General features: G+C 42.6%; 21 protein-coding genes and 1 pseudogene. 9 read left to right on the top strand and 13 right to left on the bottom strand.

The features are described from left to right. Nucleotides 1–173: 173 nt before the first annotated feature. Nucleotides 174–1,265, top strand: a complete 1,092-nt coding sequence (locus tag ACQEXU_RS18850; protein WP_427011901.1) for a tyrosine-type recombinase/integrase — start codon at nucleotides 174–176, stop codon at nucleotides 1,263–1,265. Between the two features lie 105 nt (nucleotides 1,266–1,370). Here the strand turns inward: ACQEXU_RS18850 and ACQEXU_RS18845 are convergent, their stop codons facing one another. Genes ACQEXU_RS18845 through ACQEXU_RS18835 form a run of 3 tightly spaced genes read right to left on the bottom strand, consistent with a single transcriptional unit; the run spans nucleotide 1,371 to nucleotide 7,291 of the window. Further along, nucleotides 1,371–4,337, bottom strand: coding sequence for a type I restriction endonuclease subunit R (locus ACQEXU_RS18845; protein WP_427011911.1), 2,967 nt, complete (start codon nucleotides 4,335–4,337; stop codon nucleotides 1,371–1,373). A gap of 38 nt (nucleotides 4,338–4,375) precedes the next feature. Then, nucleotides 4,376–5,707, bottom strand: coding sequence for a restriction endonuclease subunit S (locus ACQEXU_RS18840; RefSeq protein ID WP_427011900.1), 1,332 nt, complete (start codon nucleotides 5,705–5,707; stop codon nucleotides 4,376–4,378). A 12-nt stretch (nucleotides 5,708–5,719) separates the two neighbouring features. Beyond that, entirely contained in the window at nucleotides 5,720–7,291 is a 1,572-nt protein-coding gene (locus tag ACQEXU_RS18835; protein ID WP_427011899.1) for a type I restriction-modification system subunit M, read from the bottom strand. An 812-nt stretch (nucleotides 7,292–8,103) separates the two neighbouring features. Between ACQEXU_RS18835 and ACQEXU_RS18830 the strand changes: the two genes are divergently transcribed. The 3 genes from ACQEXU_RS18830 (at nucleotide 8,104) to ACQEXU_RS18820 (ending at nucleotide 10,420) form a co-directional block, all read left to right on the top strand. After that, nucleotides 8,104–9,534, top strand: a complete 1,431-nt coding sequence (locus tag ACQEXU_RS18830) for a hypothetical protein (protein WP_427011898.1) — start codon at nucleotides 8,104–8,106, stop codon at nucleotides 9,532–9,534. 89 nt (nucleotides 9,535–9,623) lie between these two features. Further along, nucleotides 9,624–9,977: a hypothetical protein gene (locus ACQEXU_RS18825; protein ID WP_427011897.1), complete on the top strand. Its 354-nt coding sequence runs from the start codon at nucleotides 9,624–9,626 to the stop codon at nucleotides 9,975–9,977. An 83-nt stretch (nucleotides 9,978–10,060) separates the two neighbouring features. Further along, nucleotides 10,061–10,420 carry a hypothetical protein gene (locus tag ACQEXU_RS18820; RefSeq protein WP_427011896.1) on the top strand — a complete coding sequence of 120 codons (360 nt, stop codon included), beginning with the start codon at nucleotides 10,061–10,063 and terminating at the stop codon, nucleotides 10,418–10,420. Nucleotides 10,421–10,543: 123 nt separating this feature from the next. Here ACQEXU_RS18820 and ACQEXU_RS18815 read toward each other — a convergent pair whose 3' ends face one another. The 5 genes from ACQEXU_RS18815 to ACQEXU_RS18795 form a co-directional block, all read right to left on the bottom strand. Then, nucleotides 10,544–10,768 carry a hypothetical protein gene (locus ACQEXU_RS18815; RefSeq protein ID WP_427011895.1) on the bottom strand — a complete coding sequence of 75 codons (225 nt, stop codon included), beginning with the start codon at nucleotides 10,766–10,768 and terminating at the stop codon, nucleotides 10,544–10,546. 39 nt (nucleotides 10,769–10,807) lie between these two features. Continuing rightward, nucleotides 10,808–11,308 carry a hypothetical protein gene (locus ACQEXU_RS18810; protein ID WP_427011894.1) on the bottom strand — a complete coding sequence of 167 codons (501 nt, stop codon included), beginning with the start codon at nucleotides 11,306–11,308 and terminating at the stop codon, nucleotides 10,808–10,810. Nucleotides 11,309–11,624: 316 nt separating this feature from the next. Beyond that, the gene (locus tag ACQEXU_RS18805) at nucleotides 11,625–12,986 is read right to left on the bottom strand and encodes a hypothetical protein (protein WP_427011893.1); all 1,362 of its coding nucleotides are present in this window, start codon (nucleotides 12,984–12,986) and stop codon (nucleotides 11,625–11,627) included. A gap of 2 nt (nucleotides 12,987–12,988) precedes the next feature. Further along, nucleotides 12,989–13,333 carry a MobC family plasmid mobilization relaxosome protein gene (locus ACQEXU_RS18800; protein WP_427011910.1) on the bottom strand — a complete coding sequence of 115 codons (345 nt, stop codon included), beginning with the start codon at nucleotides 13,331–13,333 and terminating at the stop codon, nucleotides 12,989–12,991. Between the two features lie 183 nt (nucleotides 13,334–13,516). Further along, a complete protein-coding gene (locus ACQEXU_RS18795; protein ID WP_427011892.1) occupies nucleotides 13,517–13,816 on the bottom strand; it encodes a pyocin activator PrtN family protein in 300 nt (99 codons plus the stop codon). A gap of 718 nt (nucleotides 13,817–14,534) precedes the next feature. Between ACQEXU_RS18795 and zur the strand changes: the two genes are divergently transcribed. Both zur and ACQEXU_RS18785 read left to right on the top strand, forming a co-directional pair. After that, nucleotides 14,535–14,999, top strand: a complete 465-nt coding sequence (zur, locus tag ACQEXU_RS18790; protein WP_367987425.1) for a zinc uptake transcriptional repressor Zur — start codon at nucleotides 14,535–14,537, stop codon at nucleotides 14,997–14,999. Between the two features lie 16 nt (nucleotides 15,000–15,015). After that, complete coding sequence (locus ACQEXU_RS18785) at nucleotides 15,016–15,477, top strand: chemotaxis protein CheX (protein ID WP_427011891.1); 462 nt, start codon at nucleotides 15,016–15,018, stop codon at nucleotides 15,475–15,477. A 53-nt stretch (nucleotides 15,478–15,530) separates the two neighbouring features. Here ACQEXU_RS18785 and cysC read toward each other — a convergent pair whose 3' ends face one another. The 5 genes and pseudogenes from cysC to cobA form a co-directional block, all read right to left on the bottom strand. Beyond that, nucleotides 15,531–16,151 carry an adenylyl-sulfate kinase gene (cysC, locus tag ACQEXU_RS18780; protein WP_427011890.1) on the bottom strand — a complete coding sequence of 207 codons (621 nt, stop codon included), beginning with the start codon at nucleotides 16,149–16,151 and terminating at the stop codon, nucleotides 15,531–15,533. Between the two features lie 13 nt (nucleotides 16,152–16,164). Beyond that, nucleotides 16,165–17,889 (bottom strand): SLC13 family permease, encoded by a 1,725-nt coding sequence (locus ACQEXU_RS18775; protein ID WP_427011889.1) that lies wholly within the window; start codon nucleotides 17,887–17,889, stop codon nucleotides 16,165–16,167. Nucleotides 17,890–17,922: 33 nt separating this feature from the next. Continuing rightward, on the bottom strand, nucleotides 17,923–19,350 hold the full coding sequence (cysN, locus tag ACQEXU_RS18770) for a sulfate adenylyltransferase subunit CysN (protein WP_427011888.1): 1,428 nt from the start codon (nucleotides 19,348–19,350) through the stop codon (nucleotides 17,923–17,925). A gap of 18 nt (nucleotides 19,351–19,368) precedes the next feature. Then, nucleotides 19,369–20,289: pseudogene (gene cysD / locus ACQEXU_RS18765) on the bottom strand (sulfate adenylyltransferase subunit CysD); the annotation flags it as partial. 41 nt (nucleotides 20,290–20,330) lie between these two features. Further along, nucleotides 20,331–21,188 carry a uroporphyrinogen-III C-methyltransferase gene (gene cobA / locus ACQEXU_RS18760; protein WP_427011909.1) on the bottom strand — a complete coding sequence of 286 codons (858 nt, stop codon included), beginning with the start codon at nucleotides 21,186–21,188 and terminating at the stop codon, nucleotides 20,331–20,333. 255 nt (nucleotides 21,189–21,443) lie between these two features. Here cobA and cpdB point away from each other — a divergent pair, with 255 nt between their 5' ends. From cpdB to ACQEXU_RS18745, 3 genes are all read left to right on the top strand, one after another. Continuing rightward, nucleotides 21,444–23,405: a 2',3'-cyclic-nucleotide 2'-phosphodiesterase gene (cpdB, locus tag ACQEXU_RS18755; RefSeq protein ID WP_427011887.1), complete on the top strand. Its 1,962-nt coding sequence runs from the start codon at nucleotides 21,444–21,446 to the stop codon at nucleotides 23,403–23,405. A gap of 63 nt (nucleotides 23,406–23,468) precedes the next feature. After that, nucleotides 23,469–24,032 carry a Crp/Fnr family transcriptional regulator gene (locus tag ACQEXU_RS18750; protein WP_427011886.1) on the top strand — a complete coding sequence of 188 codons (564 nt, stop codon included), beginning with the start codon at nucleotides 23,469–23,471 and terminating at the stop codon, nucleotides 24,030–24,032. Nucleotides 24,033–24,108: 76 nt separating this feature from the next. After that, nucleotides 24,109–24,567, top strand: coding sequence for a GNAT family N-acetyltransferase (locus ACQEXU_RS18745; protein ID WP_427011885.1), 459 nt, complete (start codon nucleotides 24,109–24,111; stop codon nucleotides 24,565–24,567). Nucleotides 24,568–24,585: the final 18 nt, after the last annotated feature.

Here is a 24,585-nt window from a genome sequence, read left to right as displayed (position 1 = left end):
AACACCTTAAGTAACTGATACGTATACCACTCTGAAAAATCAATATTCACAGCACACTAACATAAAAGCAAGTATAAAAAAATCAAACACTTACAACAACTAAAGTGTCGTGTTTACAATCTTAAACAACCCGCTACCATCAGCTCAAATTCATTAATTAACTAGAGCGACCAATGGCAACCATTAGTATCGAGCCACAAGTTCTCAAATCTGGAATTTCCTACAAGGTAAGGATGAGAGCGGGCAAAAAAGACCCTCTTAAACGTTCAATGTCTCGCACGTTTAAGACAAAAGCAAAAGCAGAGCGATTTGCCAAATCAATAAAAGCGCAAATTGAAGCTCGTGATTATGGCTTCCTTCTACCAGATCTCGCGGTTGGCGATGCCCTTGAGCAATTTCAATCTTATGTATTCGCGGATGAAGAGATGGCATCCCGATACAACAAGAATACATCAACTATCATTAAGCGATTTATTGATTCATCATTAGCGGATCTACCTATTGATTTGCTTGGCTCTCATGACATCGCTAAATCAATGAAGGAGATCCAAAAGCAGTATCAACTGTCATCTTCAACAATGAGTGGCTACCTGAGTGCGCTATCCACCGCTTTTACTGATGCCAATACGTTATTAGGGTTCAATTTCAACACTGATACGATTCGCGAAGCGAGACCAACGTTAAAAAGGTTTGGACTAATCAGTAAAAGTAAGGCACGTAAAAGCGTGTTGTCACTCGAGGAATTAAAACTCATCACTGAATACTACGAAAAAATGGCGCTGAGAGGACGCTGCTCAATTCCGATGATAGATATCATGTGGTTTGCTTTGTATACATGTATGCGCCTAAGCGAAATTTGCCTGAAACTACAATGGCAGCACTACGATGAATCGACACATATCCTGACTGTCGAGAAACGTAAAACGCCAACCGATGATGACAACAAAACCACTAAAATCGTGCTCAATGCTGCCACCATTGCGATCATCAACAAAATGCCAAAAGGGAAGCCAACTGATCCGATTTTTCCATTCAATCCAAAATCAGTGAGCACATCATGGACAAAAGCAATGAAAGCGCTCGGTATTGATGACCTACATTTTCACGACCTACGAGCAACTGGCTCATCTGAACTCTACAAGCACGGCATGGATCTTTATGGTGTGTCCAAATTGGCAGGGCATAGCTCGGCTGAGATGCAACTCATACATTACCTGCGTAGTATCCCTGTGGTCTTGCCTGAAGATCACATCAAGCTCAATTAAAACGGTAGAGGCTAGGAATTGTGCTTTCAACCACCAAGGCTGAGAGTAAGAAAGCAACTGCGGCAACGTGAGCATTGCCGCAGCTTCATCTTTAACGGGATCTCCTTAATGGAACCCTTCAACAAACGTTTCTGCGAAGCGTTTTAACCGCTCGGTGATGCGAGGAATGATGGTGCGGCGAGTTCTAAAGCTCATCTTCTCGGTTGTGAGCTGAGCGATATCATCTGACTTCAAGTTACCAACGCTAAGACCATTCTCAATATTCGTCACCATTTCGCTGAATTTATCAGTGTCTAGCTTCTCTTCTTCTACGATTTGGCTTAACTCTTTCTGTTTCTGCTCTTCGATGTACTCATCAAACTCGGCACCTTGCACCAAGCCTTGCATACTCTTCTCAATAAAATCTTCAATCAGAGAGCGCTTGCTATGAAGTGTTGGCTCCGTTGCCAACAAGTTAGCGATGACTTGGCGTTTTTTGTCTTTTGCTTCTTCACAAGACTCTTCAAGCATCGTCATCAGCAAATGACGAATGTAACCAACGTTGACTTCATCTCGTTGGAGCAGTTCAAGCTCAAAGTCGATATCCGCGAGGATAGATTCTTTCTCCGTAGGGGCTTTCTTGAGTTCACGGGCTAAATCACTGTATTTAGAGGCGTAATCAACGAATTCTTGTTCAGAAATACCCAGCGCTTCAATGTCGAAGTCGCTAAAAGTCTCTAACTGGTTCTTTAAACGCATTAAGATACGGAACTGCTTAATGAACCCTGCTTGCATGTCTTCATCAGGCAAGTTATCGACACTTTGCACATCAGGCGCAATCGCCTTCAACGCTTCAAGTGCTTTAGCAAAGTCTTCTGTTAGCCCCTTGAGGTCTGGTACTTCAATAAATTCGATTGGCTGTTTGTTTGAGAACAGCGTAAATGCTTCATCCGCTTGCGGTTTGAGGTTGCGGTAACACATCACATTACCATGCGACTTCACTGTGCCATTCAAGCGGTTAGTGCGGGAGAATGCTTGTACTAAACCGTGGTACTTAAGATTCTTATCAACGTAGATAGTGTTCAAGCCAGGGGCATCGAAGCCTGTCAGGAACATATTCACCACTAGCAAGATATCCACTTCACCGTTTTTAGTACGGTTGGAGAGATCTTTGTAATAGTTATAGAAGCTGTCGGTATCTTGGGTCGAATAGCTTGTACCAAACTGTTGGTTGTAGTCTTCGATATAGGCATCTAGCTTGTCTCGGCTGTGCACTTTGGCATTCGCTTCTGCCAATCCTTTAACATTGACCTCACCTTCGAACTCTTCTTCCTCATTCACGCCGTAGCTGAAGATAGTGCCGATGTTGAGCTTATGCTTGCCCTCTTGTTTGAGCGCTTTAAAGGTATCGTAGTAAGTAATGAGATCAGGCACGCTTGCCACACACAGCATGGCGTTAAACTTGCGCTTGGTCTTATGTCCGTGGATACCAATGATGTGCTCACACACGTGTTTAATACGCTCGGGAGAGCTAAAAAACTCGGCGACATCGATGCTGCTGACATCGACATCCATGCCATTATTTCTATGTTTCAGCTTGCCGTAATATTCAATCGCAAACGGCAGAACGTTGTCATCTTTAATCGCATCTACAATCACATAGCTGTGAAGGCGTTCACCAAACAGATCCTTAGTGGTTCTTTTTTGTGTACCCTTGCCTTCCACTTTCTTAGCTGTCGCGTTGTCGGCAAAGATAGGCGTCCCTGTGAAACCAAACAGTTGCGCTTTCTCGAAGAACTCGACGATGTTTTGGTGCGTTTCACCAAACTGGCTGCGATGGCATTCATCAAAGATAAAGACCACACGCTCTTGGCGTAAGTGTTCCACCTGAGCTTTAAAGCGAGGCTTAGTAATGAGGTTATTCAGCTTTTGAATCGTGGTAATGGTCAGCTTGTTAATACGATTAACTTTATTGCTGTAGATCGGCGCATACTCAGCCACTTGCGGCAATGCTTCACCATCATTGGCGTTATTGCCTGTGGTTGTAGCATTCGCCGTAGTCGCCACTTTCTTTGGCACGGGTCGAGAGCCGAGGAACTGGTTAAGCAGGCTTTTGGTGTCACCTGTGCTGTCGACACTGCCTCTTAAAAATGCATCAAACTCTTTGGCGGTCTGATAGTCGAGGTCTTTACGGTCAACCACGAATACCACTCTGTCGACCTCTTCCAATGTCGAGAGGATCTGAGCCGTTTTAAAACTCGTCAGCGTCTTGCCACTGCCCGTGGTGTGCCAAATGTAACCATGCTTATCGTTGGTCTTAACCTGATCGACAATCGCCTCTACCGCATAGAACTGATAAGGGCGCAGCACCATCAAAAACTTACCCGACTCGTTCTGCACGATGTAACGGCTCATCATTGTCGTCAGGTGTGATGGCGTTAAGAACGCATCCGCAAACGCTGGCAACAGGTTAATCTTGTTATTGTCTACGTCCGTCCAGTGGAATGTCTGCTTGAATGACAACTCGCGGTTGTTGGAAAAGTATTTGGTGTTAACCCCATTAGAAATAACGAATAGCTGAACGTAGTTAAACAAGCCACCTTCAGCACCAAAGGTGTGCTTGTCATAACGTCGTATCTGATTAAACGCCTCAGCCATCTCAATGCCACGGCGTTTTAACTCAATTTGCACCAATGGCAAACCGTTGAACAACAAAGTAACGTCATAGCGGTTCTCGTACTTGCCATGAATCGTCACTTGGCTCGTCACTTGAACGATGTTCTTGTTTGGATCGTCAAACAACAGTGTTAGATAACTGACGCTGCCATCCTCATGGGTAACATCAACTTTACCTGTCAGTCGCTTAGATTTATCAAAGATGCTGCCTTTTTCTAGGCTAATTAGCACACTCTCAAACTCGCGTTCCGTCAACGTGATGCCGTTAGCTCGTTCTAATTGTGTTTTGAGGTTGCATTTAAGGGCGTCAGCATCGCCAATCGTGACCGATGCAAAACCAAGTCCGTTTAGTTGCGTGATGAGATCACGCTCAAGTTGCGCTTCTGATTGCGTTTTTTGTTGCTTTTCTTGCTGCATCGTCACGTTGACTCTCTGTTTTCTTTATTTCGTCAAACTTACACAAACATCTGTTGTAACAAGCCTTTCTTCCACTCTTTAGCTTTTTCAAGTTCGGTATTTATTAATTCTATTTTTTTGTCGATAGCTAAAAGCAAGCTAGTCATTTTATTTTGCTCAGCTCTAGTCGGCACATGCATTTTATATTTCTTGAAATCAACAGTTGTAAAGCTAGCTTGACTTACAGCAGGCTTTGCAATTGATTGAATGAAGTTCACATATCTTCTTGTGTTGAACGAGTAGAAAGCAAACTCACTAGTTATCATAGAGTTGAACTTCAAACGCATTATGTTTGTTGTATAAATAACATCTCGCCCCATCGAGTTATAATAGATAGCTACTTTTCCAATTTGACTTAAGCTATTAATGAAATTGACGAGTAAATCGCCTTCTTCCAATATGTATCGAGTGAGATCTGCTCCTTGGTCATCTGTTAGATGCCAATACTTTAAGTCTTCAAAAGAAACTTTCCCTTCAGACAGGTTATTTGATCGAAGTATCGGGTAACCAATATCTTCTGAGTGCAATTGCCGAGATATACCACTTTGCATAGCCGTGGTAATGGAACCAAGTGAAACCTCTTCCCAATCAGGAAACTCGCTACCATCATCCGCTTTGAAGCGCAGTGTTGGTGGCACAAACACAAGCTTGCCATCTTGCTCTTGGAACGATCCATCAAACAACTGCTGCATCACACCTTTTTTGTACTCGGTGAGCTTGGCTTTCTTCTCGGTGAGTAACGCGATCTTCTCATCGACCTTTGATAAGAACGAGGCTATTTTTTGTTGTTCTTCAATCTCAGGAGACGTTAAGTTAAGTGTTAGCTGTCCCAAGATACCGATATATGGTCGAGTACCACTATCAGCCTTCATAAGTAACTCTTTTCTAAATGATTCACTCATGAATAGCTTCTGTAGAAATCTATTGTCTAATTTTTCACTATTTTTAACTCGATAGTATGTAACTTGTGGCGTCAACATTACGTAAGGTGTTTTGATTCCTTCTAGAATCGTTGTTTCGCCAACAGTTCCCTTGTGAGTTAGTAAGACATCACCTTCGCAAGCAAAGCCTTTTTGTAATGAGTCTGCCAAGTCTTTATCTATAAACTTACAGCCTTGTAGATCAGCTTGACCATGTTGAATATCAGATGCCATTAAAAACGGAATCCCAGACTCGACATAATCACTTGCTTTAGGGTGAATATTGCCATGATTACCATCAAGTGGTTTAACTAAGACACCATCTTTAACTAACTGACCTACAGTTGCGGTATGCCAGTTTCCATCAAACTCACCAAACCTCAGCGTAGGCACATTCATTTGTTCTGTCATAACATACCTACCTTAGAACGGTGCTTTAATGTTTAGCTGAGCACAGAAATTAGCAATATCGTTATCGACAGAACTCATCTTAGTTTCAATTTCGCTGATCTCGGTAGCGATGGTATCCAAGTTCACCCTCTCTTCTTCTTCAAAAGTATCTACGTAGCGAGGAATGTTGAGGTTGTAGTCGTTCTCAGCAATCTCTGACAATGGTGCTACATGCGCAAACTTATCAACCGATTCACGCTTGCTGTAAGCATCAACAATTGCGGTGACATCGGTATCGCGCAGGTGGTTTTGTGCTTTGCCCTTCTCAAAATGATTTGAGGCATCAATAAACAGCACATTATCAGCGTGTTTGCGGTTCTTCTTAAACACCAGCACACAGGTTGGAATACTTGTGCCAAAGAAGATACCCGCAGGTAAGCCAATCACTGCATCTAGGTAATTTTTCTTCTCGATAAGATGTTTGCGGATATGTCCTTCTGCTGCGCCACGGAACAGGATGCCGTGAGGCACCACCACGGCGAGCGTGCCTGTTTCATTGAGTTGGTGGATCATGTGCAGCACAAACGCAAAGTCTGCTTTGGTTTTTGGTGCTAGCTTGCCGTAATCTGCAAAGCGGTCATCATTGAGGTGAAGCTCGTTAGCACTCCAGTTTGCAGAAAACGGAGGGTTCGCCACAACAGCATCAAAACGTTGCTCTAGGTGCATTGGGTGCTCTAGTGTGTCATCGTTTTTGATATCAAACTTATCGTAACGCACACCGTGCATCAGCATATTCATACGTGCAAGGTTGTAGGTGCTTGGGTTTTGCTCCTGACCAAAGAAGCTCAGATTATGGCTACTGCTGTCTGTTTTAGATTGCAGCTCACGCGCAACACGCAATAGCAGTGAGCCTGAACCACAAGTTGGGTCATATACTGATTTAACCGATCTTGTACTACCGTTGTCATCAAGGCTAACAAGCTTAGCGAGGATCTTACTGACCTGTTGCGGCGTGTAGAACTCACCCGCTTTTTTACCCGCGCCAGAAGCAAACTGACCAATCAGGTATTCATAAGCATCACCAAGAATATCGATCTCGGTGTTTTCTAAATGGAAGTCGATATTTCCAAGGTGGATTAGCACTTGTGCAATTTTGGCGTTACGAGCATCTGGGTTTTTACCCAACTTGCTTGAGTTCAGATCAAGCTCTTCGAACAAGCCATTGAAGTCATCAGCAGACTCAGCAGAGGTCGCCGAGTGTTCAATATCAACCAGTACGCGCTCTAGATCGTGAATGATAAATTCTTTCTTCTCGCCACGCTTAGCCAGAGTTGCGAACAACTGAGTTGGCGCAATGAAATAACCAAGGTTTTCAACACACTCTTCACGTAGTTCACTAATCAACTCATCATCCGCATTAACGAACTTGATACCGTCTTCGGCAAGCAGTTCATCACAGTAACGGTTGAGCTTGTCAGATAGGTATTTGTAAAAAATCAGTCCCAGAATGTAGTCACGAAAATCGTCTGCCGACATATTGCCGCGAAGGGTGTTGGCAATGTTCCAGAGCTGGGTTTTTAATGCGCGTTGGTGTTGTTCAACCATTGTTTTGCTAAGCCTCGATAAATAGTGCGGCTATTCTAGCAAAAAAGACCGTAAAGTAAGCGTTATACCCCACGTATTGCGTATAAATTCTTGCTCACAGAGTTATCACAACTCGATTCACCGCAGCGAATACAGCCAACAATCACCATACAAAGCATTTTTAGCTCCATTTTCGCTATCTATCCACCGTTTTGCATGTTTACCCCTAGGTAACTCACTGAGTGGATGAAAATGAGGGCTTTCTGATGTTTTGTAATTTTTGTCCTTTCAAAAACCAAATTTCTCGTCACATCAGTTGATGTTCCATTAACGATTCTGAGTTCAAAACAAGCATTTACCCTTGTTTGCACTAACATAAAAACAAGTATTTTTACTTTATATATCAGCAACTTAATGAAAATTTAACTTTGAAGTTTAGATTTTGATGAGTATTATCGCTATAGGAGCTAGCACATCGGTGTTTAGCCTATAGCCAACCTCAAAAACAACTCCATAAGGAGCAAAACATCGCTGAACTTTGCCAAGCGAAGCAGCAAAGTGCGCTATTAGGTAAAAGAAAAGAACATTTTAAAGAAAAGAAAAAATAGACATATTAGCAATGATGTCCCAAATCTTATCTAACCATTGTAGCCAAAGGAGTTGAGAGAGATTGATAGACATTGATATGTGCAAATTATTTAGATTTGGATTTAGCATATGTGCAAATTATTTAGATGAACATCCCCATGATATGTGAAAACTTTTTAGAAACACGTGCAATTCCATCTTGAGCTTCTTTTCACATATTTTAACTTTTAGGAACGATATCTTGTATGTTGAAAAATAGTACCCTTGTCGCGTTCGATCCAATGCTTGAAGAACATGAAGAGTTACTAAAACTCGCAGAGGATACCATTACGCCACCCTCTATCATTAAGATCGATGATGACCATTTCAATGTTGCTAATGATGGCAGCACTTTTGCTATGTCTAATGATGTCATTGATTCTTCATTTGCAACTGCACTGGATCGCAAGCCGCTCAGTGCGCTCTCAATGCAACTTATGGATGTATCCCTTGCAGCAATGGATAAAAGATTTTATCGACTGAGAGCTAATGTCTTTGCAGATAAAAACTATGATACTGATGCGTCTAACCATCAAACAGAAAAGGCTAAGTCAAATAGCGATTACAGGACAGAAACGGCAAGAAGCGAGTTAAAACAATATTTTCGGGATGAGGAATCAAGAACTGTACGGCTAACAAATGCTCATATAGCCTCAATCTTGAATTCGAAAAAAAAATCAACCACAAACCTTAATACCACGCACACGGCAAATGCTATTCGATCTCTTATCGATGTGAAGCTTGTGCTCAAAATGTATAATGATGAGGATAAGTTTTATTACTTTGAGCACATTAATGTCTTTGAGAAAGTGATGATAGGTGCCAAGCCTACAAGCTCAAACAGAGATGCCTTTCTTGTCTTTAACTTGCCTTTTTTGATGCATAACTTACACCCTGAAGACTATACCCGCTTTAGTCTGGGGCACCACTACAAACTCAAAAATGTATATGCCGCAAGAGTATATAAACTCTTGGTTTCAAGAGCCAAACGATCACGTTGGCGTTCAAGCCCAGAGTACGTTTTCTCTGTCCAATTCAGCGTTTCAAATTGGCGTTCATACCTTGATCTAAATGAAAAGGTCAAAATAAAGCTTGGCACTCAAACTGAATTAGAAGCTTTCATCACTGACAAAGGTCTTGCCAAGAGCGAATCAACAGTTCTGATTAAGAATGCCACCGACTTGTTGAGTTCAGAGCTTCAATCAACATCGAAGTTCAAAGAGTTGGAAGCAGAGCAACAAGCGTCAGTATTGGTTGGCAAAAAAGTATTGCTTACAAACTTAGGCATCAATGATGAGGGTGATAACGAGAACATCCAAGAAAAATTAGCCCATCAAAGTGTTCTTGTGTACCGATCTCAACCCTATCCTCAGATGGCAAAACTGAAAAAAGAAGTTTTTGAGAAAAGCATCATGGACAATATTAATGCTTTTTCTGAAGGTGGAATCAAGATTACAAGTATGAATTTTGTCAAAAAAGGCAGAAACATAACCAGTATTAAAATCAACTATATGATTGATCCTGTAATCCTTGGCTCTCAATATAATTTTAGTGATACCGATGAGTTACCAATGCCCGAAGAAGCATTAGAGGAAATTCCTTCTTCTGACTGGTTTGAAGGAGAAATTCCGCTCTAAAAGAGGGTCAAATGAAGCGTCAGATGGCGCTTCAAAAATAGATGACCTTTAAAACTAATTCGAAATTTCTTACTCTTTTAAGAAACGCTATGGAAGAAATACCACCATCTAAAGAAGAAAAGCCTGTGTCATATGAGGTTCTTGAAAATATAACCAAAGATGAATATCACAAACTTAACGTGGAGGATTTGGTGATTGAACACTGCATTGAAAAAGGCTTTATCACATCAACTGACCTCACTATCAAAACAAGGAAACTTTTAGCTCTCAAAAACGCTATCGAGACAGCGCATCATGCATTTAGGCTAGTTGACAACTTCGATGATACTAACATCACCACCAACAATGTTAATGCTTGTATCGAGTACAAGAAAAAGCTTGTGCAACGTATTATCAAAGTGATTTCAGATAGACTATTGGTTAGTCTGCCAGATCTTAGATAATAGATACCGATTACCAACCCTTGCGTTGCATGACGTTTTAATCCTGGCGTTAGTGCAGCGCAACATAATAACGAGAAGATGCGATGCGCGATGTAGTCTCCAAAGAATTACTTTCAGAATTAGTACAAGCGGAGCGAATAAAAGGACAGCAGTACATGATTATGTTTGCCAGTGCGTTTGCCGCAACGTTATCGTATTCGGTATTTCCCTTTTTGCACGAATTTTGGTGGCCTAAAGCGAGTATTGGATTACTTGCAGGTGTGGTTGCGTTCTGTTTTACAACCTTGTTTTTTATTGGGTTAGTTGAGTGGCGCACTGATAAAGCGTTGGCTCGCTTGCAACCATCAACCAAAGATATAGAGATGCTACTGAGTACAGGAGTGATGTTCTCATCAGAGCAGCGCCGCTCGTTTGAACGCTATCTAAATTCACTAAATTGCTAGTGAGTTGCCGCCACTTTAAGTGGTGGCATTGAGATGCTGATGATGCCCTATGAAAAATGTATACATAAAACAAAACCCACATTTGTGTGGGTCTAAAAAACTAGATCAAACTCTTAATTATAATTAAACGTTTTGATTCAGAACTTTGATCGCAATACGCAACTCATCAGCGCTGGCATCAAGCTTTTTAGCCAAGCTCTCCAAATTATCTCCATCCAATTTAATGCACCAAGCGAGAGACTCATATTTATTCATATTTTTCATCTCAAGCATTTTTTCTTCTGCGCAGGCAGTGCCGATATTGTCAGCTAGAACCTCGTAAATTGCATTTGCTACATAATTTCTCATTATCTACTCTGTGAACGTGGTGGTGCCAATTTATAATAGTTAGCATTCTTGGTGTTGAACTAATTTCATCCTTTGTTTTCGAGTTTTCGCAGCTTTCTGCGCACCAGTCTTTCGATTCTTGGCTTTCTCTTTTTCAAAACGCTGTTTGATGTTATCGAACTTATCCATAACCACTGCCATGGAATCTAGTGTCGCATACTTAACATAACCATATTTAAAATCCCCCTCATAACCAACGCTCAAGTAGCCTCTATCGAATAATTTTTTGCGTTCTGGTGTCGAGCAATTTAGTAGCCTTTCAACCTCACATGGATGAATAGACAGATAATACGGAGCTGCTTTACTCATCGCCTTGGCGATGTCCTTGCTTTTCACCGCTTTCAAGATGGCATCAACCATGTGACCTTCCTTGCTCATCGCCAATACAGATACATGCATTAGCCCTGCATCAACTAAACTCTTTGCAATGTCCTTAATTTTGAAAAATGAGGCGCTTTTTAGGATCGATGCCAGTAGCGCTTTAAACGTTGTTAATTTCATATTTCTCATCTAAATACTTCGGAAAACTGAATGCCTTCCAACACCGCGATAATAGCTGAACAATTCCATCCGTCAACGTAACCAACTTGAAATAAACACTTATAAATCAACACTTTGCACTAGCATGAAAGCAAGTACAAAACATTCCCTATTCCTCAAAAAACATGTGCTTACTAAAATTGAAAACTGACTTAATTTGGTAATAAAGTCAGGTTTTCATCGACCAAAAACATTCGAAAACCGAGAGAAATATCACACTTTTAGTGTCTGTAGACTATGTAGATTCTGACCTACAGATAGCAAAAGTCACCAGTTGTTAATCAGATATTGGTTGAGGGGGAGCGCCAATTTTGACTTGGTTGCCGCCATGCTTGAATCGGTGCAGCGACTCTAGCGTACTGCCTCTTGATCCTCTTTCTTCAAGCATTCGATTAAGGTGTTCACAGTTGAGTTGAGCTGCGTGATAGATGCTTCCAAGCTCTCGCGCCTCTGCCTCTCGTCGGCTAATGCATCCTGTAAGAGATGCAATTGCTTCTCCAAGCTTTGTGAGGATTTCATATACCCATGTTGAAGGGCTTTTAGATTGGTCAGTATGGTCGTAAGCATATTGGTTTACTGGATTTTTATTCTTTTCTTCGGTGGTTTGGTGATCTGGCAGTACAACTGAGCCGGATTGTCTTGCGACCTCACTATTTGATGGCAGAGCTGAAATGGATTGATTTCGTATTCTAACGTCAGATACCTGCCTACTATCATTCCCCCGAATAATGTTGTTATGCTCAGAAGCATTGGATACAGCCAATTGTAACGGCGCTGCATTTTGAGTTGACGCTTTATAGTTCTTTCGACGTTGGCGAGCGAGGTGCCGATTTCGTTGCTGAAGCTTCTGTTTGTTTGCTTTAAGTCGTTCGTGACGCTGGCGTGCAAAGCTCGCAGTTCGTTCTGCCTGTTTTGCTGCGCTGTTTTCAATGCCTGTGTAAGATTTTGCATAGAGTTCGCCTTTGAGGCGTATCGGTTTTTGATATCCATCTGCGGTAAAAGAGATGGATGATTTAGTATTACGAGTTACGCTGATGCCCTCGATTTCATTGAGTGCATCAACCACATCTTGCTGGCAATTTAAGTTGCCAGTCGCTGCAAGCTCGAATAGATACGCATCAATTTGTGCCATCAAATCGCGCCGTGGTTGCGAATTATCCCCCCACGTAAAAGTTCGAGTCTTGGTTGGGTCATTCGGATCGGTAAAGCCAAAAGTATCGTTCGCAATGCATTTCCACGTATCAATACGCACCATGTCACGTTTGTGAACATAAGGGGTCAGGGCTTTTCCTGTGGTCAGCTCCATATTCACGATATGGAAGTTCAGTTCCAATCTCCCTTTATCTCGGTGCTCAATCCAGACAATATCGTATTGCTCTGGTGTTAGTCCGGTCAGCAATGTTTGTTCAAATGACGCCATCAGTAATTGCTTTTGATGTGCGGGAATATCCGACTCTTCAAAGCTCAAACAGCCATACGTAAAGGCTTTTGAGAAGCGACTAGCCTCTTTGAGCCATTCCCTTGTGATGTCCGGATTACCCGATAACAATTGAGGCGCAATGCTACGGCGCTTGGTGCTACCCTCTAAATACTCTAAGCCGTTCGTCACAACTGAGTGATCGCCTTTAAAGAACTTCACAATCATGGTGCTGATTTAATTAAAGCGCTTAACAAGGCATTCATCTTCACGAGCTGAGCTTGCACCGCCACCAAATCAACCAACGAGCCAGATTTTTTTGCGCTGTTTATATAACGGGCGATTTGGTTAAGGTTATTGCCAATTCTGGCGATCTCACGCACCAGTGCCGGATCTTGTTTCAATTCTTTATAGATTACTCGGTGGGGATTGGTATCGGGATCAAGAGCGATGCTGCGCAACCAATCTGAAACATTACCGTTAGCATGGGCAAAAATTTGTAGTTTTTCGTCTTTTGTAACTCGTAACTGAATGCACTCAGTTCTCTTGATTTTTCCGCTGTGGTTCATCACGTTGGGTTTGTTTTTGATGCTGCTAGGCAGCTTTTGGGAGGGGATTAAAGGGGTAGGAACGCACCTCTTTGCCAGCGATATGAGAATTACGGAACGTAATGACATATCTATGCTGGCTAGAGAATCACCTCTTTTTAGAGAGTAATAACAATTGTGATTGATGGCAAATCAGAACATCCATTAGCACCGATATGATGCCCTTCTCGCTCCTTTGTTTTTCCTCCACTCTCTCTCGTTTTCTAGTCGTTTACGTTCAACAAATTTCACTAAATCATCAAAGCTCACGAACCAAGGAGATTTCTGTGAATCGCTGAGACGCACAACAGGAAAAGGCAAATCTTGCTGAGAGGCTTTTCGCTTAATGGTAGTTGCTGCCATACCAAGCAATGATTTGGCAACATCAACAGCAGGGATAAAGGGCTGATGATTAAATTGTTCAGCTAAAAGGGATCTAGTAGTCGGTTCAGAAGTTGATGCCATTGTTTTCGTCTATCAGTTAGATAACAGGAACTGAAGCTATGATTACAGGCATTAGTGGGTGTTAGAAGTGCCAAAAAACTAGCATACAAACCCAGAAAAAACTTAAGCAATTGATTTAAAATAAAATGTGCATTTTTTGAACATTAAAATAATATGACCGCGATCACAGCCTTTTTGTCACCAAATAGCACGTCAGAAGTGATACGTAGTTGAATAGATATGAGGTTACGATTTAGATTTAAGGTACTGAAGCGCCAAAATTAGAGCCTGGCAATTGCAAATTTATTGATGGGGAATACAATTAAAATCTGAAGGCAAAGACGAATGCAAGGCGATAATTTTTACCCCTTTTTTCCCCTCTTTTTCCACAATCAAATTTAAGTTATTGATTTTAAACAACTAAACTCTATTGTCGGTCCAATCCAACATGGGAGCGACAGAGAAGCGGCATAAATGAGTCATGTTTCACTATCCTGAGTTATGAAGTCTGATAAGCAAGTTACAAATAAGCCGAGTATTGTAATAGGAACCGCAAAAGGGTGCCAATTTATCTTGTCTGTATCGTTTTTGGTTAAGATAAGGTAACTTAGTCAATCAGACAGGCAGAAAACTTACTGCCTGACGACGAGGTCTAGTAGTAATTACCTACATCTTTGTCAGAAATGTTTCTACAACAAACGATCATCGTCGAAAAATAGTATATTATTAATAAAGTCCAATGGTTATGGTGATTAATTTGGACCAGCAGCTAATAAAGCAAATAGAAGAGATATGTGCAGCACGAGGAGTTAGACTCACTCCTCAAAGAAAGCGAGTGTTTGAGCTCATTTGTTCCAGCAAAAAGGCTTCCAGCGCTTATGAGCTATTGGAAGAGCTGAAACAAAGTGAACCACAAGCGAAGCCACCTACGGTATACCGAGCATTGGATTTTCTGATGGAACAAGGGTTTATCCACCGGGTGGAGTCCACAAACAGCTTTATTTCTTGCTGCTCCTGTAATGCACATAAGCATTATTCACATTTGTTGATTTGTGATAGTTGCGGCAATGTAATTGAACTTCAAAATGATAGTTTAGTTAAGTTACTGGCAGAAAACGCAGAACAACATGGATTTACTATTACAAACCATGTTATTGAATCGCATGGAGTTTGTTTGTCTTGTTCCTCTGGAACGGCAACCTGAAATATAGAAGAAGATTATGCGCGCTGAATTTGTTAATCCGTTTTTAGCATCTTTGATGAACGTCTTAAAAACGATGGCTTCACTGGAATTGAAACCACAAAAGCCTCGCGTAAAAAAAGACGAAATTGCTCGTGGTGACGTATCCGGTCTAATTGGAATGGTCGGAGACCAGACTCGCGGATCTATGTCGATCACATTTGATGAAAGCTTAGCACTCGAGATCATGCAAAACATGCTGGGTGAACGCCCAAATGGTTTGAATGATGAAGTTACCGATATGGTGGGTGAAATCACCAATATGGTGACTGGTGGTGCAAAACGTATTTTGGCAGAAAGTGGCTTTGACTTTGATATGGCAACACCTGTTGTGGTATCTGGCAAAGGGCATACTATTCGCCACAAATGTGAAGGCGCAATTATCATTATGCCGTTTACCTCACAATGGGGTAATGCCTTCATCGAAATCTGTTTCGAATAGCATTAACGGACACAATAAAAAAGCTTCCACTAATGGAAGCTTTTTTCATTGCGCTACTTGGCAATAATGCCACGTTGCTTCAATTCAGCCATACATAACTCAACAAGTTCCTCAACACTGCACTCCCCTGCTGGCAAATCTAGTTCAGCCGCCAATGGCGCTTCATACTCAGAGTCGATTCCAGTGAAATTCGTGATCTCTCCCGCCCTTGCTTTTTTATACAAACCTTTTGGATCACGCTCTTCGCATACTGACAGAGAAGCATTAACGAACACTTCAATAAATTCTCCATCAGGCAACATTTCACGAACCATTTGACGTTCAGCTCGGTGTGGTGAAATGAAAGCTGATAGCACAATCAAACCAGCATCAGCCATGAGCTTCGAAAGCTCACCGATACGACGAATATTTTCACGACGATCTTGCTCTGAGAAACCTAAGTCACTGCACAAACCGTGGCGTACATTGTCACCGTCCAATAAATAGGTATGGTACCCTTGGCTCGCTAGCTTGTTTTCCAACGCACCCGCGACGGTCGATTTACCCGCCCCCGATAACCCTGTAAACCAAAGCACGGCGGGCTGCTGTTTTTTCAGTTCAGCTCGAAATGATTTATCTATCGTATGTTGATGCCAAACGATGTTTTCGTCTTTCACAGGCGTCTGCGTTGTCATCATTCAAATCCTTTTAAAACGGAAAAAAGAGTGGGATTAAGCTAAGTACCAGAACCGAATACACGATCGAAATTGGTATGCCTATCCGTACGTAATCTGTCAATTTGTAATTCCCAACGCTATAAACCAATAAATTTGTTTGATATCCGTATGGCGAAATAAAGCTGGCACTAGCACCAAACAATACCGCCATAATGAATGGCATGGGATCAACACCATAGCTAATAGCCATACTGTAGCCGATAGGGAATGCCAGTGCGGCAGCGGCATTATTGGTTACCAACTCAGTTAGGATGAGAGTCAATAAATACGTCGCAACCAATGCGCCTAAAACGCCCCAACCATTAAATGTATGCATGAACATCTGCCCAAGACGCTCAGACAAACCAGTAGAAAGCATTAATTGAGCGATAGATAGTGCAGAGCCAACAATTACCACAATGTCGACAGGGAAACGGCGACGTAATTCACTCAGTTGAACCACCCCAGTGAACAGCATGATCACTAGATACACCGCAAGCCCTTTAATCAAGGGAATAAACTCAAGCAGAGCTGCCGCTATCACAAGCGCAAAACCTGCCAATACCCATGATGATTTATTGATGTCTAAGCGTGCACTAGAGTCCAGATCATTGATTTGAACAAATTCTTTACGGTGTGCTTGGCGCTCTGATTCAAAACGCTTTCCCGGGACTAACACTAAGGTATCACCAGCATTGAGCGTGATATTTCCCAAACCTCCTTCTAACCGTTCATGACCACGGCGAATAGCGACGACCACAGCATCAAAGCGGTCTCGAAAACGACTCGACTTCAAGGTTTTATTGCAAAACGACGCTGAAGAGCTCACTACCACTTCTACAAAACTTTGACCATTCAAATGATGCTGACCAAACAACGTTAACCCTTGGATCTCTTGAAGCGTTGCAACACTTTCAATATCTCCACAAAAGAGCAATCGGTCTTTCGCTTGAAGTACAAAGTCTGGGTCAACTGATGGCATGGTTTGCCCATCACGAATGACTTCAGCTAAAAACAATTTGCGTAAAGCGCGTAAATTGTTTTTCGCAATACTTTTTCCAACCAGAGGAGAGCCAGACTCGACTCGTGCTTCAAGAAAATATGGCAGATCATCTTGGGCATGATCTTCATAATTGGGTAACAAGTAGCTGAGCGGGATCAGGATCACTAAGCCACCCACTAATACTGATAAGCCGATCAAGGTGGGTGTAAAAAAGTTCAAACTCGGTAAACCGGCATCTTCCACAAAGCTATTAATGATCAAGTTGGTGGAGGTACCGATCAACGTTAATGTCCCACCTAAGATCGCCGCATAAGAAAGCGGGATCAATAACTTTGATGGCGCGTGTTGTTGATTACGCTTTATCGCTCCAATAAGGGAGACCACAACTGCCGTATTGTTAGTAAATGAAGATAGCAGCGCAGTGGAAAAACCAAGCTTGGCCACAACGGTACCGAGTTTACCATTCGACAAGCTACGACTTACCCAGCTAATCAAGCGGGTCTTTTCTAGTGCACTTGACGCCAAGATCAGCAATACAAGAGTCAACAAAGACGAATTGGTAAAATTAGTGGCAACATCGCTTAACTCGATCATTCCCGCAATAAAGGCGATAAATGCTGCACCAGCAAAGATCAAGCTGGGCTTTATTCGAGTCACGAGCAGACAAGTCACAATGCCAAGCAGCATTGCTAACACAAATCCTTGTTGCCACATAATCCTTACCTTACACAGAACACTCTGTGATGGTTACTTCAATAACTGACTTAGATCCTTCGCATCCCAATGAGGGAAATGCTTACGAATAAGTGCATTTAGCTCTATTTCGAACGCTGAGAGATCACCTGTTGTGGCTTCGCTCACCGATAAGCTTTCACGCACCAGCCCTGCCCCTACCGTCACATTGGTCAAACGGTCAATAATAATAAAACCGCCGGTGTCTGCGCAGTTGAGGTAATCATCCAGTGCCACCGATTCATTTAATGTCCATTCACACGCACCAATGCCATTTAACGGCAAACTTTCTGCGTCATGAGTAGAGAGGTTATTGATGTCATATTGATAACGAATGGCATCCACTCGACCAACGCTCTTCTTGCCTGCAATTTTGATGTCATAATCACGACCTGGCGCTAGAGGTTGCTCAGTCATCCAAACGACGTCAGCAAGTAGACGGTTCGTGGATTCCACCTCGGCATTTTCAAGGACAATTAAATCCCCACGGCTGATATCAATTTCATCTTCCAAGGTCAGTGTGACGGCTAGACCTGCTTGTGCTTGCTCTAGATCTCCGTCAAAAGTGACGATGCGTGCGACTTTCGATGTTTTACCTGATGGAAGCGCTTTAATAGCATCACCCACTTTGATCGAACCTGAGGCGATAGTGCCAGCAAAACCACGAAAATCGAGATTTGGACGATTCACGTACTGGACGGGGAAACGAAACTCTCCCTCCTCCTTCTCATGGTCAACATCAACTGCCTCGAGAATATCCAGCAATGGTGCCCCTTGATACCAGGCCATCTTCTGGCTTTTCTCTACTACGTTATCGCCTTCCAGTGCTGATAAAGGAATAATTTGAATGTCGATATCACCATGAAGGTTTTCAGAAAACGCTAAATACTCTTCACGAATCTCTTCAAAACGCTCTTGGGAATAATCCACAAGATCCATTTTGTTCACAGCAACGACAAAATGTTTCAAGCCAAGCAGGTTTGAGATAAACGAATGGCGACGCGTTTGATCCAATACCCCTTTACGTGCATCAATAAGGATCACTGCAAGATCACACGTTGATGCACCGGTAGCCATATTTCGAGTGTACTGCTCATGCCCCGGCGTATCCGCAATAATGAACTTACGCTTCTGAGTAGAAAAATAACGGTAAGCCACATCAATTGTGATGCCTTGTTCACGCTCGGCTTGCAGACCATCCACCAGCAAGGCTAAGTCTGGTTTTTCACCTGTTGTACCAACACGTTGGCTGTCAGAGTGGACTGCCGCTAATTGATCTTCATAAATCTGCTTCGAGTCATGGAGCAATCGGCCTATCAGTGTACTTTTACCATCGTCTACGGAACCACAGGTTAAAAATCTAAGTAGCGATTTATGTTGATGTTGGTTTAGGTAACCTTCGATACCAAGCTCAGCTAATTGAGCTTCAACTGCACTGTTCATATTCTTTCCTTAGATCTTTTAGAAGTAGCCTTGGCGTTTTTTCAGTTCCATCGATCCAGACTGATCGTGGTCGATCGCTCGTCCCTGACGTTCACTCGATGTGGCAACTAGCATCTCTTCAATAATGCCGGTTAACGTCTTCGCTTCTGACTCAATCGCCCCTGTCAGTGGATAGCAACCCAGAGTTCTGAAACGAACACTCTTTTCTTCAATAACTTCCCCAGGCTCAAGTTCCATTCGATCGTCATCAACCATGATCAACATGCCATCACGCTCAACCACTGGGCGCTTATCCGCTAAATACAATGGCACAATTTCAATATTTTCTAGGTAGATGTATTGCCAAATATCCAGCTCTGTCCAGTTTGATAATGGGAATACGCGGATACTTTCACCCTTGTTAATTTGACCGTTATAGGTACGCCATAACTCAGGACGCTGGTTTTTAGGATCCCAGGTATGGTTCTTGTCACGGAATGAATACACACGCTCTTTCGCACGAGACTTTTCTTCATCACGGCGTGCACCACCGAATGCGGCATCAAAACCGTACTTGTTCAGAGCTTGCTTCAAGCCTTGAGTTTTCATGATGTCCGTATGTTTAGAGGAGCCATGAACAAAAGGGCTACAACCCATTGCTAGACCTTCAGGGTTCTTATGAACCAAAAGCTCAAAGCCATACTTTTCTGCAGTACGATCGCGAAACTCAATCATCTCTTTAAATTTCCAATCGGTATCCACATGAAGAAGTGGGAATGGAATTTTGCCTGGGTAAAACGCCTTACGTGCTAAATGCAACATCACTGACGAATCTTTACCAATGGAGTACATCATCACTGGGTTATCAAATTCTGCTGCAACTTCACGGATGATATGAATACTTTCCGCTTCGAGCTGTTTCAGGTGGGTTAAACGTTGTTGGTCCATGTTTATGCTTCCTTTGCTACTCTGCTTGAGCGAGTGGGCTTAACTTTATTGCCTTACGCATAATGTCTTAGTGGTTCCGCAGACTCCTCACTGCCAAACCAATGTAATTTTTCAGATAAAGCCACAACTTCTCCTACCACGATCAACGCTGGAGATTGGGCATCTTTTGCAAGTTCTGCCAATTGTGAAAGCTGGCCTTTGAAAATTTTCTGATCCGCCTGAGTACCACGCTCAATAATGGCGATTGGTGTACTTAGAGCTCGACCGTGTTCAATTAATTGCTGCTGGATATACGAAGACTTCATCAACCCCATGTAGATCACCAGCGTTTGGTGCCCACGAGCCAGTGTCGACCAATCCATATCATCGGTTTCAGCTTTTAAGTGACCGGTCACAAACATTGCCGATTGAGCATAATCACGGTGAGTTAATGGAATTCCTGCATAAGCTGTTGCCCCGGCAGCAGCGGTAATACCAGGGATCACTTGAAACGCAATCCCGGCATCAGCCAGAACTTCAAGCTCTTCTCCACCACGTCCAAATACAAAAGGATCGCCCCCTTTAATCCGCACAACGCGATGCCCCTGACGGGCAAAATCAACAATTAATTGATTGGTTTTTTCTTGAGGAACACTATGGTGACCTGCGCGCTTACCAACGCAGACCAAAATCGTGGAAGATGGAACAAGCGCCATAATGTCGTCTGACACTAAGTAGTCATACAAAACGACATCAGCTTGTTGAAGGAAAGACAACGCTTTAAGTGTGAGCAATTCAGGATCACCAGGACCTGCGCCTACTAAAGCGACTTCTCCGGGGCGTAATTGACTTTGGACTACCTTCTGAAATGTAGAGGTATTATTTCTCACGCTACTGAGCGGGAACTGAGAAACGCTTTCCTTCATAACCATAATCACCATTTATTCCTTGTGAATAAAATGCATTATGGCGCTCTCTTTATATTACCTGAAATTCTAAAATTTCATTTTTTATTCGAAATACTGATAAGGGAATAGATTCTTCACTCCCTAAAGGTGAGACGCTCGTTGCAGAAGCGCATTTAGCAAACGCTCAAAATCACAATTTAATGCTTACTAAACACATTGTTACATAAGGTTTTGTTACATTATGCGGGTTCACTTAACCCCCTCTATCGGAGCACAACAATGAAAGTCGCAGTGAAACCTTTATCCCTTGCTGTACTTGGCGGCCTGTTAACTATGGCAGGCCCAGCGATGGCAGACACCATTAAATTGCGTATCATCGAGACCACAGACATCCACACAAATGTTATGGACTACGATTACTACAAAGATAAGCCATCACAAAAAATTGGTTTAACTCGTGCTGCTACATTAGTGAAACAAGCCCGTGCAGAAGTGGAAAATAGTGTATTGGTTGATAATGGTGACTTGATCCAAGGTAGCCCGATGGGCGACTACATGGCCTCAAAAGGCATTAAAGAAGGTGAAGTACACCCAGTTTATAAAGCGATGAACCAGCTCAATTATGATGTTGGTAATATCGGTAACCACGAATTCAACTACGGCTTAGAGTTCTTGGCCGAAACCATTAATGATGCCGATTTCCCTTACATCAGTGCTAACGTTTTTGATAAGAAAACAGGTGAACACTACTTCAAGCCTTACATCATCAAAGCACACACTTTTAAAGATAGCGACGGTGTAGAGCACCAAATCAAAGTGGGCTACATCGGCTTTGTCCCACCTCAAATTATGGTTTGGGATAAGAAAAACCTTGAAGGCAAAGTGTTTGCTAAAGATATTAAGGAAACAGCTGAAAAACTGGTTCCTCAAATGAAGAAAGAAGGGGCTGACGTCATTGTTGCGATTCCTCACTCTGGTGTATCGATGGATCCGCACAAACTTGGAGAAGAAAACTCCACCTATTACCTATCAGAAGTGGAAGGTATTGATGCGATTGCATTCGGTCACTCACATGCTGTTTTTCCGGGTAAGGGTTTCGATGATCTAAAAGGTATCGATAACCAAAAAGGTACCATTAATGGTGTCGCCGCCGTCATGCCAGGCCGTTGGGGTAGCCATGTTGGTGTGATTGATCTTGAACTCAAGGAACAAGACGGAAAATGGGTGGTCGTGAAAGGCCAATCGGAAGCCCGCCCTATCTTTAATAAAAAGACAAAACAATCATTAGCAGAAGCAGACTCTGAAATGGTAAAAGCGCTGGCCGCTGACCATAAAGGAACTCGAGATTTTGTTAACCAACCAATTGGTAAAGCCAGCGATGTAATGTACAGCTTTTTGGCATTAGTACAGGATGACCCAACCGTACAAATCGTAAACTTGGCACAAAAAGATTATGTTGAACGCTTTATTCAGGGCGACCCAGATCTCGCAGATATCCCTGTACTTTCTGCCGCGGCGCCATTTAAAGCAGGTGGACGTAAAAACGATCCGGCGAATTTTACTGAAGTAGAATCAGGCCAACTTACATTCCGCAACGCAGCGGATCTTTACCTGTATCCAAATACTCTTGTGGCAATGAAAGTTACGGGTAAAGAGGTGAAAGAATGGCTGGAATGTACCGCAGGTCAGTTTAAGCAGATTGATGTTAACAGCACTGCCCCACAAAGCTTAATCGATTGGGACGGTTTCCGTACCTATAACTTCGACGTGATTGATGGCCTCAACTATCAAATCGATGTAACCACACCGGCGAAATACGATGGTGATTGTAAACTAGTAAATGATAGTGCAGAGCGTATCGTGAACCTAACCTATCAAGGTAAACCAATCGATATGAAGCAGAACTTCATTATTGCTACCAACAACTACCGCGCATACAGCAACAAATTCCCTGGCACTGGCTCTGAGTTTGTTGCTTTTGACTCTCCTGATGAAAACCGTTCAGTTATCGCTGCATATATCACTCGTGTAAGCCACGAAAAAGGAGAATTTACACCAAGTGCAGATAACAATTGGTCATTTGCACCAATCAAATCAGAGAAGAAACTAGATATCCGATTCGAAACGTCACCAAGCGAGAAAGCGGCTGAGTTCATTAAAGAGAAAGGCCAATATCCAATGAAACGAGTCGCTACTGATGATGTAGGTTTTGCGGTTTATCGAATTGACCTTCAAAAATAACGTTAAGTTGTATACTTTACCAAGCCGCAATTTAGATTGCGGCTTTTTATTGAGAGGTTGGTGATGGAACAGAGCTTTATTAACAATTTAGATGCACATGGTTTTACCCAAGATGAAATTCAAGAACTGTGCGATTTAGCGACGCCATTAGAGTTACCAACAAGGCACATATTGGTGCATCAAGGTGAGGAAGCGAGCGATGTTTACTTCATCATAGAAGGCATATGTCACGCCGCCTACCTAACTGAGAAAGGCAAAGAATTCAGCAAAGAGTTTTACTGGGAACAGGATTGGGTCATCGGATTTGAAAGCCTCATAAAGCATCAACCTTCGCCATACTTAATTGAATCTCTCACTCCTTGTAAAATGTTATGTCTACCAGTAGAAACCTTGCGTCGCTGGCGTGAAGAGAAACACAGCCTTTACATAAAGCTGCTTGAAACTCAACTGATGTACAAAGAGAACAAAGAACGTTTCATGTTGCTCTATACAGCAGAAGAGCGCTATGAGCTATTACGCCAAAACTTTCCAAACCTCGTTGAACGAGTCAATGACTGCCAGATCGCTGCCTACCTCGGTATCACACCTATTAGCTTAAGCCGGATTAAAAAACGTATTTCAAGTTAACAATTGTTAATGCTGAAAGAGGCTGGAGTTGTTACAGTCGCTCTACGTCATCGGATTATAGAGGGACTTACATTACATGCTCACTTGGCAGCTTCTTCCTTTTTCTCAACTAACGGCCCAACAACTTTATCAACTGCTCAAATTGAGAGTGGATGTGTTCGTTGTTGAGCAAACGTGCCCATACCCAGAGCTTGATGACAAAGATCATCAACCGGGAGTACATCATCTTTTGGGTTACAGTCATGGGAAACTCGCAGCATGCGCACGTTTATTACCGAAAGGAGTGAGTTATCCGTCAGTCAGTATCGGACGTGTTGCCACCTCAGCTGAATTCAGAGGAACAGGTATTGGCCATCAATTGCTTGAACAAGCTTTGCACGCATGCCATCAGCTATGGCCTGATCAAGATATCGAAATCGGCGCTCAAGAACACTTAATACAGTTTTACACCAAGTATGGATTTAACCAGACCTCGGCAGTGTATTTGGAAGATGACATACCCCACATAGACATGAAACGAGATGGTGGTCAGTGAAACTTGAAGCCACATATT

The sequence above is a fragment of the Vibrio sp. TRT 21S02 genome, from assembly GCF_050113675.1.
Classification (GTDB): domain Bacteria; phylum Pseudomonadota; class Gammaproteobacteria; order Enterobacterales; family Vibrionaceae; genus Vibrio.
This window is presented reverse-complemented; position numbering and strand designations above follow the sequence as displayed.